This is a genomic window from Campylobacter concisus, assembly GCF_003048985.1.
GTDB lineage: Bacteria > Campylobacterota > Campylobacteria > Campylobacterales > Campylobacteraceae > Campylobacter_A > Campylobacter_A concisus_AY.
The window spans coordinates 65,496-83,112 of record NZ_PIRS01000009.1 but is presented as its reverse complement, the minus strand read 5'-3'; the positions used below and the strand labels follow the sequence as shown (position 1 = coordinate 83,112).

At 35.1% G+C, this 17,617-nt stretch carries 12 protein-coding genes; 7 read left to right on the top strand and 5 right to left on the bottom strand.

Annotated elements, in window-relative coordinates; all coding sequences use genetic code 11:
• Positions 1-982: Cj0814 family flagellar-dependent secreted protein (locus tag CVS91_RS07315; RefSeq protein ID WP_107831303.1), on the bottom strand; the 982-nt coding region annotated here is incomplete at its 3' end.
• Positions 983-1,586: 604 nt separating this feature from the next.
• Between CVS91_RS07315 and CVS91_RS07310 the strand changes: the two genes are divergently transcribed.
• The 3 genes from CVS91_RS07310 to CVS91_RS07300 all read left to right on the top strand — a co-directional run bounded on the left by CVS91_RS07310 (position 1,587) and on the right by CVS91_RS07300 (position 3,969).
• Positions 1,587-3,335 carry a site-specific integrase gene (locus CVS91_RS07310; protein ID WP_107831301.1) on the top strand — a complete coding sequence of 583 codons (1,749 nt, stop codon included), beginning with the start codon at positions 1,587-1,589 and terminating at the stop codon, positions 3,333-3,335.
• A gap of 75 nt (positions 3,336-3,410) precedes the next feature.
• Complete coding sequence (locus CVS91_RS07305) at positions 3,411-3,674, top strand: type II toxin-antitoxin system prevent-host-death family antitoxin (RefSeq protein WP_009295449.1); 264 nt, start codon at positions 3,411-3,413, stop codon at positions 3,672-3,674.
• Positions 3,667-3,969 carry a type II toxin-antitoxin system RelE/ParE family toxin gene (locus tag CVS91_RS07300; protein WP_107831299.1) on the top strand — a complete coding sequence of 101 codons (303 nt, stop codon included), beginning with the start codon at positions 3,667-3,669 and terminating at the stop codon, positions 3,967-3,969. Before CVS91_RS07305 ends, CVS91_RS07300 begins: the two co-directional genes overlap by 8 nt.
• A 694-nt stretch (positions 3,970-4,663) precedes the next feature.
• Here CVS91_RS07300 and CVS91_RS07295 read toward each other — a convergent pair.
• The 4 genes from CVS91_RS07295 to CVS91_RS07280 all read right to left on the bottom strand — a co-directional run bounded on the left by CVS91_RS07295 (position 4,664) and on the right by CVS91_RS07280 (position 11,190).
• The gene (locus tag CVS91_RS07295) at positions 4,664-7,666 is read right to left on the bottom strand and encodes a CHAT domain-containing protein (protein WP_107831297.1); all 3,003 of its coding nucleotides are present in this window, start codon (positions 7,664-7,666) and stop codon (positions 4,664-4,666) included.
• A gap of 23 nt (positions 7,667-7,689) precedes the next feature.
• Complete coding sequence (locus CVS91_RS07290) at positions 7,690-8,928, bottom strand: CHASE2 domain-containing protein (RefSeq protein WP_159071405.1); 1,239 nt, start codon at positions 8,926-8,928, stop codon at positions 7,690-7,692.
• A gap of 116 nt (positions 8,929-9,044) precedes the next feature.
• Entirely contained in the window at positions 9,045-9,581 is a 537-nt protein-coding gene (locus CVS91_RS07285) for a hypothetical protein (protein ID WP_103606171.1), read from the bottom strand.
• Positions 9,582-9,774: 193 nt separating this feature from the next.
• The gene (locus CVS91_RS07280) at positions 9,775-11,190 is read right to left on the bottom strand and encodes a hypothetical protein (protein ID WP_107831293.1); all 1,416 of its coding nucleotides are present in this window, start codon (positions 11,188-11,190) and stop codon (positions 9,775-9,777) included.
• A 575-nt stretch (positions 11,191-11,765) separates the two neighbouring features.
• On the opposite strand from CVS91_RS07280, the gene CVS91_RS07275 reads away from it, so the two are divergent.
• From CVS91_RS07275 to CVS91_RS07260, 4 genes are all read left to right on the top strand, one after another.
• Entirely contained in the window at positions 11,766-13,907 is a 2,142-nt protein-coding gene (locus tag CVS91_RS07275) for a tyrosine-type recombinase/integrase (protein ID WP_107831291.1), read from the top strand.
• Positions 13,904-15,586 carry a hypothetical protein gene (locus CVS91_RS07270; protein WP_107831289.1) on the top strand — a complete coding sequence of 561 codons (1,683 nt, stop codon included), beginning with the start codon at positions 13,904-13,906 and terminating at the stop codon, positions 15,584-15,586. Before CVS91_RS07275 ends, CVS91_RS07270 begins: the two co-directional genes overlap by 4 nt.
• 83 nt (positions 15,587-15,669) lie before the next feature.
• Entirely contained in the window at positions 15,670-16,536 is an 867-nt protein-coding gene (locus tag CVS91_RS07265; RefSeq protein WP_107831287.1) for an AraC family transcriptional regulator, read from the top strand.
• A 228-nt stretch (positions 16,537-16,764) separates the two neighbouring features.
• Positions 16,765-17,613: an aldo/keto reductase gene (locus CVS91_RS07260; RefSeq protein ID WP_107831285.1), complete on the top strand. Its 849-nt coding sequence runs from the start codon at positions 16,765-16,767 to the stop codon at positions 17,611-17,613.
• The last annotated feature ends 4 nt before the right edge of the window (positions 17,614-17,617 follow it).

Sequence of the window (17,617 nt, the reverse complement as noted above, 5' to 3'; positions counted from 1 at the left end):
AAGCCTTTGGTATGCCTATTTCGCTCCTATCTTGCTTTGTAATTATTTGATAGTTTTTATATACACTAAGAGCCTCGTCAGTTATCCTTGTTGTACCACCTTGCAGCACAAGACCTTGCTCGTTTTTTAAAAATGCAACAAAGATTTGCTCCTTAGTATAGCCTTGTTCGTTATCATACACAGACATATCAGGCTTGAAGTCATATCCAGCACTGCTAACCCACATATAAGGGATAGTATGCTCAGTTGTCATCACTTCTGGAGAAAAGTCAAGGAAATTTCCATTAACCCTTATGTTTATATCTTTTAGATCATTCATTAGCTTACGTGCATCGTCTGCATCTTGTGTTGTCCTGAAGACATGAGTTATCTTTTCATTGCTCCTATCAGTTAGCCCATCTATCTCATCACTTGACATCCTACCCATTAGGTATTCGAAATGATCCATTTTTTTATCTTTTGAAAAGTAACCCTTTGGCATCTTTGCTAGATCTTCATTTGAGTAAAACTCTTTACCCTTGCTAATAACTCCAGCTGAAATTTGATCAAAAATTTTATAGTATTGCTTGATGGTATTTGCTAGATCGATATTTGCAAAGCTATCCTCTCCAAACAGAGCATTATCCTTTCTTGTATCCATTGAAATATTTGTATAGTTTGGGTGTTTTTGATTGTGTAGCACTATCGCATCAAGTGTGCTTTTGTGGATTTTAAAGTCCTGCGGCAAGCTGGCAGCTTTGTTAAAATCAGCCCCCATAAATCCTTTAGCATCTACACTATATCCATAGCCCTCTTGTGAAGTAAATTTAGCCTGATAAAGAGAGTCGATACTACTAGATGAAACAAAGTCATTCTTAGGAATAGTGGTTTGGCTGATCGAATTTATATTTGGAGTGTTGGGTAAGAAATTTGCAAAGCCTTCGCTTTTTGTATGTTTTTGGTAGTGCTGTTTTGTTAAGATGGAGTTATAAGAGACTTTCATAGCTTACTCCTTGAAATTTATCTTCAAAGAGTAAGCAAAAGTTGTGCCGAAAATTTAAGAGTGAGATAAATTTAAGTTTGTTCACTTTGAGATAAAAATTTTATCTATCAGTAAAAATAAAAGCAAATTTATAGAAATCATCTTGTAAAATAAATCTATCCTGAAAAAATGTACCACTTTTTATAAAAACTGTACCATACTTTTAGGAAATTTTAAAGAAAGGGAAACTGCAAAAAGGGCAGTTAAAGTATCGATAAGTAGGACATCTATGGTGTCACGGGGGAGACTTGAACTCCCGACCTCCGGCTTATGAGATAAATTTTTAAATATCGCTTAAGGCCTTGCTACATCGCCATTACAAACAACTTTTCCCAATAAGCACTAGTCAAGTGTCCCACTTTTGTTCCACTACAAATCCATGGTACATCTAAAAAACCGCAATGGAATTTATTACTACCGAAGCGTCATCGCACCAAACGCAAGAAAAGTCTTAAAGTGCTCAAGAGAGCTATCTTTCTCCTTGGGGACTTATTCCTTATTAAAAGCCAGAAAATCTGCTAGAATTTATGATAGATATATCTATCTCATAACAAAGGCAGTTGATATGAAGCTAAATAAAGGAATTATAGATTCATTAGTTGATAGTTTTATGCAGGCAAAGGTGGATAAGAGTATAAAAGAGCATTCACTTTATGATAAAAAGATAGATATTGACTTTGCAGATGCGCTAAATAAGCATTTTAAAGAGGCTTTAAAAAATGATAGCTTTCCTGATTTACTTAATAAAAGTAATGAGACTTTAAATAGCATGGCTAAAATTTTATCTAATAGTCTAGATAAAGCCATAGATCAAGATGATAAAGCAAGCATAGCTCAAACCCTGCTTGAAAAACATATATTGTCCCTAAATTACCTAATATCAAAGCTCGATAAGAGCGCAAACCTTGTGTCTAAAAGACTTAAATTCTTAAGCAAACAAGATGAAAGTTATAAATTTGAGCCAACTGGTATAGATAGCTTTCAAGATAATATCAATGCTCTAGATGAAGCAAATGGGCTACCTCTTAAAAAAGAAGATATCAAAAGTCTAGCTAAAAATTTCTCACATGCCATAATGGCAACTGCCGAGCAACAATACGGACTTAACACTCCTTTTAAGCTAGTAAAAACAAAAGGTGATGAGAGGAGTGTAGAGCAGATACTATCTAGTAATAGCCGTCTAATAGGCAAACGCATAAAAGTTGGAGATAGTAGCTTTGGCATGGGTAGTTTAAATGATGAGGCAGTCCAAGAATACGAGATAGTGCCATGTTCTCCTAGTCAAAGAAAGGTGGAGAGTAGGGAGATCATCACACTAAAAACAGCATTTGAAAATTTTACAGCTAATACTAGCGTGAGTCAAAAGTGGTCAAGTAGCACTATGGATCTGGTAAATATTGTAGGCAATATATTGTTTAAATTTTTTCATCCGAACAAGGACATCACAACCATATCACGAGATGATCTACTTAAATTTAGAAATACTTTAGCTCTCATACCAACCAAGCTAAACCAAAAAGCCAAATATAAAGACAAAAGCTTAGAGCAGATAATACGCATAGGCAAAAATGATGCCAAGCTATCACAAGTAACCATACAAAAATATATGATAAGAGTAGTGCAGTTCTTTAAGTATTGTTATAACAGCGACTACATAAGTAAGAGCATCATAAATGACCTAAACGTAAAAGTGGAGATAAACCCAATGGAGCGCAAGGTGCTACCTTATAGCAAGGAAGAGGCTAATGCTATCTTTAAAATAGTCCAAAATTTTAAAGAGACCAACAAGTCACCAAGCAATCGCATAAGCGCAAATGATCTATACTATATAACCATGATAGCAGCATATAGTGGCATGAGGATAAATGAGATAGTTCAGCTAAGAGCACGTGACATAGTGCAGCACAATAATGTGCTTTGCTTTAGTATAAATAGAGATGATGGCAAGAGCACCAAAAATATAAATTCCATAAGGCTCGTGCCAGTGCATAGCAAGCTAATAGAGCTTGGACTAATGGAGTTTGTAAAACAAAGAGCTAGTGCAAATAAAAGCATCTTCAAAGTAAGCAATAAAGACTTTTCAGAAATTTTTAGATCGCAAATACAACGAAAGCTAATAAGTAGCGACAAACAAAAGACTTTTTACTCGTTTAGGCACTATTTTATAGATACGCTTGTCCAACAAGAAGTAGAGCCAAATATCATAGCTCAAATAGTAGGACATGAGAAGCAGTATAAAATTTTACTTGGAACATATGCTACAAATATAAATGCTAGTGTTTTAAAAGCAAAAGTTGAAATGGTGTGCTATTAGAAATTTGGACAAGCCATCTAAATTTATATCATAATTATGCTATAATAATATCATATTATTAAAAGGAAATAGCATATGCCTCAGATAATACCTATAAAAGAGCTTAGAAACACAAATGAAATTTCACAGCTATGCAATAGCAAAGATGAGCCAGTGTTTGTAACTAAAAATGGCTATGGCGACTTGGTTGTGATGAGTATAAAGACATATGATAAGCTAGTGGCCACAGCCGATATAGATAGCGCCATCGCATCATCTGAAGCTAAGATAACAGCAGATACAAAGATGCTAGAAGCAAAAGACGTTTTTGCTAGTTTAAAAGATAAGTATCTTGAGTAAGTATAAAGTTCTTATCTCACCACAAGCTTATGAAGAGCTCGAGGCGATTTATAAATATATCGCACTATCTTTGCTCTCGTCAGGTGCTGCAAACTCTACGCTAGAGGCTATCAAAAATGCTATTCTTAGCCTAGATGAGATACCAAATCGTGGTGCTATTAGAAAAGTTGGCAGATATGCCAATATGGGCTATAGACAGCTATTTGTTAAAAACTATACAGTGATTTATAAGGTCAATGAAAAAGATAAGGCTGTTATAATCATTACTATTAGATACACACCAAGCGCTTTTTAGACATATAACTTCAATAATATCTTTCTAAAAATAAATATCCACTCATCCTAATACTCTCTCATCTGCGAAAATATACATCACATACTATACGTTACGTCACCTACTGCATGTTACATCATGTACTATACATTACATCAAGTGCTGCATGTGACATCACATACTGAATGTTACATCATGTACTGCACATTACATCACATGTAGTATGTTACGTTATGAATTTATCTGTTATAATTCAAGAAAATTTAATGTCAGTTTCTAGCATATTTATCAACATTTTTAGTATGTTGATAAACTTACTTAGCAAGCTCAACCTGAGCTTGCTGTAAGGTCTTAGCCAGACGGGCGAAATTTTTATTTACAAAGTGCAACTTAAACAAAACTTTATCCATTCAAGATGACCTTTATCGATAAAATGTCTAAGTTTTTGCTTAAGGTATTTACTTCTATTGTTTAAGAATTTCCAAAGATAACTGATGCATATGCACTCAATAAAGTTGATATGAGCTACTAATAGCAAACCATTAAAATTTATTTTTAACAAATTTACACCTAGGCATAGCTTTAAACTATATAAGCTAAAACAAAACTTCGTTGAAAAATTTAAAACATTAAAAGTATAAGAGGAGCATAAGAAGTACGATGCCACAAGATATTATGTGGCATCGCTAGTAGCTATGGTTTTTTAACTATCGTATTACTCTCCGCTCATTATAAAAGCAGCCCAGTAAAACGGATGTTTGCCTTCCTTTATCATCTTGATCTTTGCATTTCTTAGAACTTCGTTAAATTTCTTTTCATTGCCCTGTGTATCAGTATAAAATTCTTTCATTAGCTCCACCGTGCTATTATCATCTACAGACCACAGACTCATTAGCACATTTTTAGAGCCAGCTTGTATAAATGTCTTAGGCAGACTTGCCACAGAGCTCGTGTCTTTAACATCTACTAGGCCTGTTTCGCATGCAGATAGCACAACCAGATCGGTTCCATCTAGGCTTAGTCCAGATAGCTTAAGCGCATTTACAAGACCCTCGCCAGTTTGTTGTTTTATACCTATATTTGCACCGCTAAGCGCAACTCCTGATTTTAACATAGGGTTTGTTATGTTCTCATCACTTATGAAGTATCCATGTGTGGTTATATGCAAGATTTTTGGAGACTTTACTGCTAGTATGTTTTCTTCATTAGCGTTCTCTCTAGAGAAAAGTTTTACGCCACTAAACGAGCTTTGTAAAACCTCTTCTTCTTTCTTAAAGCCTCTTAGTCTTTTAAATGTCCCCATATTTTTTATAGATCTAGTTTGCACAGCCTTATTTACATTTGGCGTATCTGCAACCATCTCCATGATCTTTCCGCTTTTACTCTCATAGTTTGGATCACTAAACATAGTGATATCCTTACCCTCATCTTTGATATTAAATTTATGTGTTCTTATAAATTCTTTAGCTGAAGGTGTATAGCGTATCTGCTTGCTCTCTATGAGATATCTATCGCCATCCATAAGCGTTTCAAAAGGTAGTAGCCTCAAAGCACCATCTGTAGAGATGATAAGAGAGTTAAATTTATCTATCCTATCTCCTATGCCATTTGTTATAACGATGCTATATAGCTCTTTTAAAGCTTTGCTTGAGTTTGCATCTGTAGCATTTATGATCTTATCTATATCAGCTCTAAATTCTTTTATAGTTGTATTTACTGTGTCACTATCTTTATTGTTAAGTTTTTCAAACTTCACTTCGCCACTTTTATCCACGCTAAAGATATAGTAGTTTTTACCATAATACCCTATATCTACAAAGAGTTCATTTGGTTTTAAAAGGTTTGTGAGATCACTTAGTTTTAGATCCTTTATGCCAAGCTCTTGTTTAAATTTAGGTGATATCTTAGCTATCTCTATCTCCGCTTTTTCTATATCTTCGCCCAGTGCTTTTAGCTTTTCTTGGTAGCTTTTTGCCTCTTCTGACTTAGGCATAGTACCTGCTAGCTTGGCATATGCTCTTTTTAGAGAGTCTAGGTTATCTATCTTAGAGATCAGGTTCTTATCTTGTGAGATATTTTTTAGCATAGCTATGGTGTTTTCGTCATCGAGAAGTATGCCCTTATCGTTTATAAAGATCTCATAAATTTCTTGACTTAGAGCTTTTTTATCTTTAGTAGTTTGCTGATATGAGTAACCACTTGTTAAAAGATGTGGTAAATACCAACGATTAGCTTCTAAAAATTTCTTTTTTTGCTCATTACTTAATATTTCAAAATTTTTATCTCTATTTGCTTTAAATATATTATAAGCTTCTTTAGAGTAATTATACGCCTTAGGATAGTTTCCTATGTCGCTATAAAGATATCCTATATTATTATAACTGAGAGCAGTATCAGGATGATCTTTACCTAATACTTTCTCTCTTATACTTAAAGCTTTAGCATAAAACTCTAAAGCCTTAGGATAATCGCCCATGTCACTATAAACAAGTCCTATACTATTATAGCTAGTAGCAGTATAGGGATGGTCTTTACCTAAAACTTTCTCAAATATATCTAAAGCTTTAGTATGAAACTCTAAAGCTTTAGGATGATCTCCTATCTTATTATAAACAGATCCTATATTGTTATAGCTATTGGCGGTATCTGTATGATTTTTACCTAAAACTTTCTCTCTTATATTTAAAGCTTTAGTATAAAACTCTAAAGCCTTAGGATAGTTGCCAATATGGTTATAAACATAGCCTATATTATTATAGCTAGTAGCAGTATTAGTATGGTCTTTACCTAAAACTTTCTCATATATATTTAAGGCTTTAGTATAAAATTCTAAAGCCTTAGGATAATCGCCCATGTCACTATAAACAAGTCCTATATTGTTATAGCTATTGGCGGTACTAGAATGATCTTTACCTAATACTTTCTCTTTTATATTTAAAGCTTTAGCATGAAACTCTAAAGCCTTAGGATAATCGCCCATTCTGTTATAAACAAGTCCTATATTATTATAGCTATTGGCGGTACTAGAATGATCTTTACCTAATACTTTCTCTCTTATGCTTAAACATTTTGTATAAAACTCTAAAGCTTTAGGATAGTCACCCATATCACTATAAACGGAACCTATATTACTATAGCTAGTTGCAGTATCAGGGTGTTCTTTGCCTAAAACTTTCTCTCTTATATTTAAAGCTTTTGTATAAAACTCTAAGGCTTTAGGATAATCACCCATACCACTATAAACATAGCCTATACCACCATAAGTAATAGCAGTATCAGGGTGTTCTTTGCCTAAAACTTTCTCTCTTATATTTAAAGCTTTTGTATAAAACTCTAAGGCTTTAGGATAATCACCTATATCGCTATAAACAGAGCCTATATTATTATAACTGAGAGCAGTACTTGGATGATCTTTACCTAAAACTTTCTCATATATATCTAAAGCTTTAGTATAAAACTCTAAAGCTTTAGGATAATCGCCCATATTTTTGTAAACAATCCCTATATTATTATAGCTAGTAGCTGTATCAGGATGATCTTTGCCTAGAGCTTTCTCTCTTATCTCTAAAGCTTTTGTTAAAAATTCTAAAGATTTGGGGTAGTTTCCATCTTGATAATACTTATATGCAGTGGCACTATAGCTTTTGGCGTCATCTAGCGTAGCACTAAACGCAACTGAAACGGTTAGAAAAACAGCTAACAAAATTTTTCTAAGCATGATTAATCCTTTAATGTGAATTATTAAATATCCATAAATAGTAGTAAGCCGACTATCATAATAGCTATGATTACAGCAATAACAACTAAAGCCAAAAGAGTCTTGCTGAGATTTTTTATTAACTCTTTTGCTTTAAGGACTGAGATAACTATATCTATGAGCTTAAATACTATCAAGACCACAACCCATGTGACATAATGACCCTTAAAAAATAGAATTATTGCTGGTATAAAAAATATCACTAAAGAAGACAATCTCAAAAGATCAAAATTTCCGTCGATATGGAGTGCTTTTGCTAGCTTTGGTACAAAGTAGGCACACAAGCCAAAGAATAATAGATAACATATCATACCTAGCCAAACTGGTATAGTTTTTATGCCATCTTTTAGATTAAGAGCGGTATTAAGTGCGTTGGCTAAGGCTATAACACCACTTATAACACCTATAGGAGTTTTGTGAATGTCACCTGAACTGGGATAGTCCGAGCCTATAAGCACTATGGCATCATCAAATTCCTCTGCATCTATCTGAGATAGCCTGGTTGCATGATAGAATTTGATATTTTCATAGTTTGAAGTATATGTTTTATTATCACCTTGATCTATAATTTTTAGATCTTTATAAAGTATCCTATATTTAAAACTCTCATCAAAGCTTAACTCTCTTGGACAAGTAAATTTTGCTTCACTATTTGCAAGCTCTAGGACAAGATGCCTTAAAGTCTTATCACCATCGCAAAGATAGGGCGTGTATCCACGAGTAACTCCGTCTTTATCGCTAGAAATATTTGTTTGAGTAAATTTGATGTTAGGATTTAGCTTGAAGTTTTGTAAAAATGGCTTATTTATAGTTCTTGGCAGATAAATAGGATATGAACTAGCATATAAATTTAGTCTATCTATAAGACCTAGATCATCCTTGGTAACTGTTGAGTTAATGTCGCTTGGATACTCTAAAGAGTAGTCTAAGACTAAAGTTTTTGGTTTGCTACCTGAACCAGACAAGGTTTTGTTAAAATCATCTAAGACATTAGCAAGAACACTTCTTGGGGTGAAGTTAAATTTGATGCCTCCTTGTCCGTCGCTTAGGTCGTGCTTGTCTAGGTACTCTTGATCTATTAAGATTACTGCTATTTTTTGCGATTGGCTTGCTGATGGTGCTTTGGCATAAATTTCTTGCATGATGTCATACTCAAAGTCACCAAAATTTACCCTGACGATCTCACGATCTTTGACTAAGCCGTAAATGGCAAAAGATGCCATAGCAAGAATTCCTAAGAATATGGCTTTTTTTATACTGCTAGACTTTTGAAACAAGCCAGAATCTGTTGAGCCTTTTAATATCTTTTGAATGTTGTTGCCTAAAAATGTAAAGAACTTCATCGCGTTTTAACTATAAAACAAGGAGACTCATATCCATCTTTATCCATCATATCTATCCTGTCGCCATTTTTAGGAGATATGTCTAGCTCTGGGCTTATACTTCTGTTTTTAACGTCAAATTCGTAAAATTTGTCGCCTTGGCGGTATTCTATTTTAATGATATGATCGCTTATAACTAATGCATCTTTACTAGGATCTATCTCCTCGCATCCTCCTTCTGCTCTCGTAGAAGCTGTCGTAGATGTAGTTTGTGCTTTGGCAAATAGTGTAGAGAAAAAACCGCTTCTTTTTTTGGTAGCTGCTATGTAGGTGTCATTTGGTGATTTTAGGTTGTAATTTTGCTTTAAAACATCATCAGTTATCTTTAAGACGCCGTTACCAGATATAAATTTGATCTCTTGACCGCTTGTGGCTGTAGTAGCCTTACTCTCTTTGCCGTCAATGCTATAAACAACATCACCCTTAACGTTGATAACCACATCAGCATTTAGGCATGAAACCAAAAGTGTAGCTGCAAGTAAATAAGACTTCATAATGATACCTTTTTAAATTTTTGTTGTCATTTTATTAAACAAAAACTAAAAAAAGACTTATGCCTTTAGGTAGGCTATATACCTAAGAAATAGCCACTTTTAGCTACACGTTTTTACTCGATTTGTTTATTTTTAATTTACAATAAATGGATAGCTATATGTAGCATACATAAGCCAATCTCAGAAAATTACTCTACCCCATCTCCATCCCAGCATCATCTTTTGTAAATTTACCTCTTAGCTCTGGCATTTCATTTACTATTATCTCTTTTAGCTCAGGATTGGTGCTTGCTATTTCAAGTAAAAGACCTAAGCTTTTGTCATTAAAGTCTCTTAGCCTGATATTTTCTTTTTGCAAGCTTTTGCTTTTACGTGCTAGAGATTGATTTTCTCTATTCTTACTCTCTATCAATGCATTTTGTTCATCTATCTTTGTTTGCTGATTAGTATGTGCTTTTACTCTATTTTTAAGAAGCATTATCTCTTTGTCTTGCTCAGCTTGAATCTCTTTTAAATCATCTAGCTCTTTTTCTAGCTGCTCTTTTTCTTTTAAGACTTCTAAGCTTTTCTTTTTATCTTCCTCTATGATCTTGTTTTGTTCTGTTACTTGCCCATCAAGAAGTTCTACCTTTTCTTTTAGCTGCTCATCAGATGTGATGGTTATGCTTTCTTGCATTTGTTCAAAAACAGAATTTCTAAGACCTACTATTAAAGCTCTTTTTTCATTTGGCTCTAACCTAAAGTACTCGTCGCCCAACAAAGGCTCTTTCTTTTGCATATACTTATTTGCTTCCGCTTCTATAAGCTTTTGAATTTTCTCTTTTAGCTCTTGCTCGCTCTTATATTCACTTGCTATTTGGTGCATTTGGGTTAAATTCTTGTGTCTATTTTTACTTGACTTACCACGAAGTACCTGACCTTCAAATGCCTCTGCTCCCATATCTTGTAGCTCTTTACCAAATTTTGCTGTTTTTGACCTGCCACTAAATCTCAAATTTGCATGCTTCTCAAAGTTGTAGTTTGTAAAGATGATGTGATAGTGCTTGGTCTTTTCGTCATTATGCTCAGCCACAAGCAGACACTTTGCGCCATACTTCGCGCAGTATGCATTTACAAATCTCATTACTCTATCCATGCATATGTTTTCATTTATAAATTTTGACTCTTCGTCGTTTAGCCCTTCTTTTGGCTCTTTCTTCCTATCTGTGCCAAACGTGATGATAATCTCACAAAAGCTACGCATATCTTTGCGCCAAGACTTTTTTATAACAGTATCTTTGCCATTTCGCTTTTGTGTATAGGACTGCGCGGTATAGTCTTCTTTAAAGCTATCCTGAAAGCCTTTAAGTAAATTCTTTACAAAAGCTATATTGTGTAGTTCATCATCTTTGCCGTTAGCATCTCTCATATTGCCATTGCCATTAAATTCGCTTAGGAGCTTGTAGCGATTAATAGTGGCTGGGGTTTTGTTAAGATACTTTATATGCTCAGTTTGATTTTTCTCACGGCACGCATGTGCAAACCTGCCTATGGCTCTACCATATGTTAAAAAACCTGACCTCACATTTATGACTAGGCTGTGATCGTTTATTGTATATGCATTAGCCATGGCAAATCACCTCACTATATGAACTTTCTTTCGTACTAGTAGTGCTAGTTGCTATAAATGAAATTTTTTTCATTTTCTTCCTTTTGAAAAGATATTTATAGTAATTACACCAATTTTGAAAAAAATCTGCGCTAGAAATGCAAATTTTTGTGAAAAAATATGTCATTTAAGAAAAACAAATTAAAAATAGTAAAAGGATAAATGCCAAAAGTGCGTATTTAAAAGGATTCTAGATAAAAAGCTAGAAGTAAAAATTTAAAGCAAATCTATTTTTTATGGTATTAAAAGGGAGATGGCTTTATAATCGTTGGAATTTTTAAGAGACTGTCCCACTTTAGTAACTAAGTGTTCCACTCTTAAAGGAAATTTTAAAGAAAGGGAAAGAACAAAAGCATCACTGCTAGTGCCTAAAATAGGGTGTTATGGTGTCACGGGGGAGACTTGAACTCCCGACCTCCGGCTTATGAGGGTTTAAAATAAACCTTATGTAAGCACCAAAAAGACGGCACACAGCCAGTTTCACACTAGGTATCTGCTACATTTTGCTACAAAGTTATATTGCATAGGTAACAAAGATGCAATATCTAATCAAACGAAATGGCATATACTACTTTAGAGTAGCTATCCCACTATATCTGAGGCCTTATTTTGGTAATAAAACCGAATACATAACCTCCTTCCTCACAAAACGCTTTGATACAGCAAAAAATCGTGCTAAGATCTACTCTATAATTTTTAACGCGATCAAAAAGGCATGGAAGATGAATTTGAGCAGCGAACTTATAGAGCACTTGGTGCTTATGCTTTTAACAGCCAAGGAGGCCAAAAGTATCAAAGAGCATGATATGCTTGGCAGATATATAAATTTAGATGGACTACTATCACTAAATTTGTTTTTAAAGCAGAGTTTAAAAGAAGATAGCTTGCCTAGTGTCATATCAAAAGAGGTTGATGATATCTGCAAAAAGCTATCTTGCACTGACTCTCACACCAAAAAGCTTCTTGGCAAAAGAGTGCTTGAGGCAACGATAGATAACATAAATCACATATCATATAAGATGTGCAAAAATCAAAAGCTACTAAATGATAAGCAACAGACATTTGTGCCACTTGGTAAAAAGCACAAGAGTGCAAATTTAGATAATGGCACCAAAGACGAGATAGTAAAATGCGTTAAAGATAGTAACTTGCATAGCTATCAAGACGACATAGAGACTTTAAAAAGGCAGGATTTGGTGCTACCTTTTACTAAAAAGTCCTTAAAGCACTCTGTTAGTGAGCTAAGAGATGCCATAAATGAGCTAGCTAGGCAAAAGGGAGCACTCACACAAAACGATATCCTAAGAATATTTGGTTGTGAGTTATCGCCAGATGGAGATAACGAGCTAAGCGATGATCTAAAATTTGGATATGGAAATTTAAATGATCCTACCTTTGGTGGTCAGGTGAAGCTATACAAGGCAGATAAGTATGAAGATAAAGGCATAGTTTTAAGTGACATTGAGGCTAAAGATCTTGCTTTGAATGATACAAGTGATGCTAGCTGCATGACTTTCAATGAAGCTATAAATTTCTTTCAAAAGCTCTTCTCAAATAGAGCTAAAAGTCTTAGATATAAACTAGACTCTTCTACTAAAAATGAGAGTAAAGCTGACATTCTCACGCTAAAGAGTACTTTTGAAAACTATGTATCAAACACAAGCATTTCAAACAACTGGAGTGATAGCACATTTGGCCTTGTCAGACATGTAGGACGGTTAATGTCTATAAAATTTGGCGATGAGCTAGACATCAAAAAGATAAAAAGAGATGACTTGCTAAATTTCAGAAATATCTTGCTACAACTACCAACCAAGCTCTCTCAAAATAGTCTCTATAAAGATAAAAGCCTAGATGAGATCATAGCTTTGGCAAAAGATAGACCAAAAATTTCTAAATCAACCATCAAGAAGTATATTGTTAGAGTTAGTGAGTTTTTTAAATACTGCTACGATAGTGACTATATAGATAAGAACCCTGCTATAGATCTGCAAATAAGTATAAACCAAGATGACGTTACAAATAAAAACCCTTATGAAGATAGTGACGTAAACGCACTTTTGGATATTGTTAGTAAGATCAGATCAAGTGGTGATACTAAAAGTCAAAGGATAAGCAAAGATGAGCTATTTTTCGTTACTCATATAGCAGCTTACTCTGGCATGAGATTAAATGAGATAATACAGCTAAACACAGATGACATAGTCGAAAAATATAACATAGTATGCTTTAGTTTAAATACAAAAATAGATGTAAAAACTGGTAAGAGCAAGACTTTAAAGACTAGAAACTCTGTAAGGATAGTTCCTATACACTCTAAGCTAAATAGCATTGGGCTGTTTGAATTTATAGAGAGTAAAAAGAAACTAGCTAAGCAAAGTGGCAAAGCAGTTAGGTTATTTAGCTGTGATAATAAAGACTTCTCTGAATATTTTAGAAAAAAGATCAATACTAAAGTTATAAAAGATGGTGATAAAACAAGAACATTTCACTCATTTAGACACACTTTCATAAACAAGCTCATCCAAAGTGGCCAAAGAGTTGAACATATTGCTGCCCTTGTAGGACATGAACAACAATACAAGATCACTATGAATACTTATGGCGAACCAGTAACTCCTAAAATTCTAAAGGATCTAGTTGAAGAGGTAAATTTTTATCAAGGAGGAGAAGGGTGATTACGCCTAAAGTTGATGAGCCTAGTCTAAACCTTTGTGTTAGAAGTGAATTCTTAACAGCCAAAGAAGCCATTATAAGATATGAGCATAATACAAGAGAGGCTAAACATGCTAGCAAGATAGGATATCTTAGGGGTAAGAGTACACACAACAGATATATAGTCCTAAGCGAATATAATAACAATGGAAATATGCGGGAGATTAATAGCTCCGATAAAAACTTTAACGACAAGAAGTATATAAAGTCACTTATAATGCAATATCATAAGATGATGAAAGATGATTATGAATCCCAAACAAAAACATATAAAAATGGCAATGTTGTTAAAAATCATTGGCGAGATAATATGGTCGGTTTTTCTGAGGTGGTCATAAGCTTTGGCACTGAGCGTGATAAAGAGCCAAAAGAGGGGCTAAATTCTACTGAAGTAAATTTTATAAATGCAAAAGTTTCGCTAGATAGAGTACAAAGGTTTGCAAATTTATACTGTGCGAAATACAATGTAAAGTGCCTGCTTATAGCTGAGCATAATGACGAGAAGACTAGGCATTACCAGCTTATTTTTACAAACTACCTATTTGAGGAGCATAAAAATATTAGATTCGATGGTAAAGGAAAGACTAGCGCCTTTGGTAGAGGGCTACAAGAAATGGGTGCAGAAGCATTTGATGGTATTGCAAATCGTGGGCTAAAGGGCAGTAAGCTTAGACATAAAAATTTAAAGCAAATGCACCAAACAGAAAGAGAGTATAAGAGTGAAAAAGAGTTAAGAAATAGCATTAGAAAGCTTATAGATAAAGAAATAATAGATCATGCAGAAATAGTAAACAAATTTTTTGGTGACAAAATTAATTATTTTAAGTTAAAAGTTGACAACAAAAAGGCTTTATTAGATGCTCTTACAAATTTAGTCCTAGAACAAGCAAGAGAAAAGATAAAAATAGTTACTAATGCCGAGTTAAAACAAAACATTGAAGTGCTAAAAGAGCAACTGTTAGACAAAAGTGAAGTATTGGCAAGAAATAGAGTGTTAGAGCAGTTGAATAGAAATCTGATGCAGGAAAATGAAAAACTAAAAGAGACTAACACTGCTCTAAATAATCAAGATGAAACTATAAGAGACCAAACCTTGCAAATAATCGATCTTTCATCCAAGCTAAATCAAAAAGAAAATGAAAACAATAAACTAAAAAGCCGATTAGAAAATATTGAAGCTGACATAGTGCAAATAGATAAACTAAAACAAAAAGCCGATCAAAGCGATGCCCTGCAAAGCAAGCTTAAAAAAGCTAATGCAGATCTAGAAAGCAAAGAAAAAACAAATCGGTATTTGAAACAAAGAAACGAAGAGCTGGAGGCGTCGATAAGTAACGAGAATGCCTTAAAGGAAGATAATGATAGTAAACGACTACAAATCGTTAAACTACAAACTTCTATAAATAGCAAAGATCAAAGAATATCCGAGCTGGAAGGAGAAGTAAAAGTTAAAGACGAAAGGATAGAAAATTTACAGGATAAGTTAACTATATTAGAAAGCTTTAAAACGAAGGTTATTAATTTTATCTCAAAAATAAGCAATTTAATACCGAATTTTAGTAAGCTGCTGAATGATGAGCCTGTGGAGATAAAAAATGAGATAAAAGGCAAGATGTATAGTAGAGGTGAGATGGAGATGTAGTTAAAGGAGTCTTGGGTGCTTGGGCGTAAAAATAGTCTAATTTTGAAATTTTTGCTAAAATTTCAAAAAATCAAGAAGGCACAATGAGCAAGATAGATGAAATTTGCAAGTATTTGGACGCTAAATTTAGCTCAGACGGCAAGATACAAAGCGATATAAAGGAGCTATTTGTCTACCGAGCAAGCGTGCCGACCGAGTTTTTAACCGGCGTTTACGAGCCGGCGCTTTGCATGGTTTTTAAAGGCTCAAAACTGGCCAAAGTCGGTAATGATTTTTACGAGTACGATGAGCAGCGCTATCTGCTAGCCGCTACGCATATCCCCGCCGTTGCAAAGATCAAAGGCTGCCCGTATCTAGCCATAAAGATCAACTTTGAGCTAGAAGATATCTTGGGCGTGATCGAGAGTATAGGCGGCGCCGAGAGCAAAAAGGGCGAGTTTGCAGGGCTAGCTCTTGGGGTGGTAGACGATGAGCTGCTTGAAGCCGTATTTAAATTCATCCGTTTGCTAGAGCGTCCAAACGATGCTAAATTTTTAGCAAAGCTCGCGATAAAGGAAATTTTATACATACTATTAAAGGGCGAAAACGGCGATTTCCTACGCCAATACGCAATGCTAGAAACCATAGAAAACCGCGTTACGCGCGCTGCCAAAGAGATAAAATCAAACTACACCGAGGCGATAAATATCGAAAATTTAGCCAAAAAGCTCGGCATCAGCGCATCGTCGCTCTATCATAACTTCAAGCGTATTACGGCGCTTAGTCCGCTTCAGTTTCAAAAAAAGATCCGTCTCGAAAAGGCAAAAAATCTCTTGATAAATCAAAATTTAGACGCCGCAGAGGCTGCATTTGCCGTCGGTTACGCGAGCCCTTCGCAGTTTAATAGAGAGTACTCCAAGATGTTTGGCATGCCTCCTAAGGCGCACATCTTAGCCATAACGGGCGCTTAAATTTAGTGCGAGCAGACCTTCTGTCTCTTTCGTTGATTTTATCTTCTAAGCCTCTTTTATCTAAATTTACATTTTTGACCCACCATAACTACAAATTTTGATCTAAATTTTGCATTTTTTATAACATTTGCAGAAATAGGCAATGATTTTGTAGGATCGTTCTACCTCCTTTTTTTAAAAACCGTTATAATCACTTCAGTTAAAAAATTAAAATTACAAGGAGCAAAAATGCAGTATTTAACCTTAAACGACGGCAACAAAATGCCGATTTTAGGCTATGGAGTCTATCAGGTGGAGTCTGCGGAGGCTCAAAGATGTGTTGAGGATGCAATTAGCGTGGGCTACCGCCTCATTGACACTGCGCAGTCTTATCGCAACGAAGAGGGCGTTGGCGCGGCGGTTAAAACGGCGATAGCCGGCGGCGTGAAACGCGAGGAGCTTTTTATCACCACAAAGCTTTGGGTGAGCGACGTAAGCGAGGATAGAGCGCTAAAAGCCTTTGATGCGTCGATGAAAAAGCTAGGGCTTGATTATCTTGATCTCTATCTCATCCATCAGCCATATAGCGACATCTACGGCGCGTGGCGAGCGATGAGTAGGCTTAAAAAAGAGGGTCGCATCCGCTCTATCGGCGTTAGCAACTTCTACGCCGATCGGATCGTCGATCTGTGCGAAAACAGCGGCGTCATCCCTGCGGTAAATCAGCTTGAGTGTCATCCATTTTTTCAGCGTGAAGCGTTAAAGCGCGTGCTTGATGACTACGGCATAGCGTTTGAGTCGTGGGCTAGCTTTGCCGAGGGTAAAAACGATATATTTAAAAACGCCGTACTAAGCGGTATCGGTGAAAAATATGGCAAAAGCTCGGCTCAAGTTATTTTGCGCTGGTTAATTCAGCGCGGCATCGTCGTCATTCCAAAAAGCGTTAAAATCGAGCGAATGAAGCAAAATTTCGACATTTTTGATTTTAAGCTTGCGCCTGATGATATGGCTGCTATCGCTGCGCTGGATACAGGCAAGACGCTATTTTTCGATCATCGCGACCCGCAATGGGTCAAAAAACTAAATAACTATAAATAAGGAG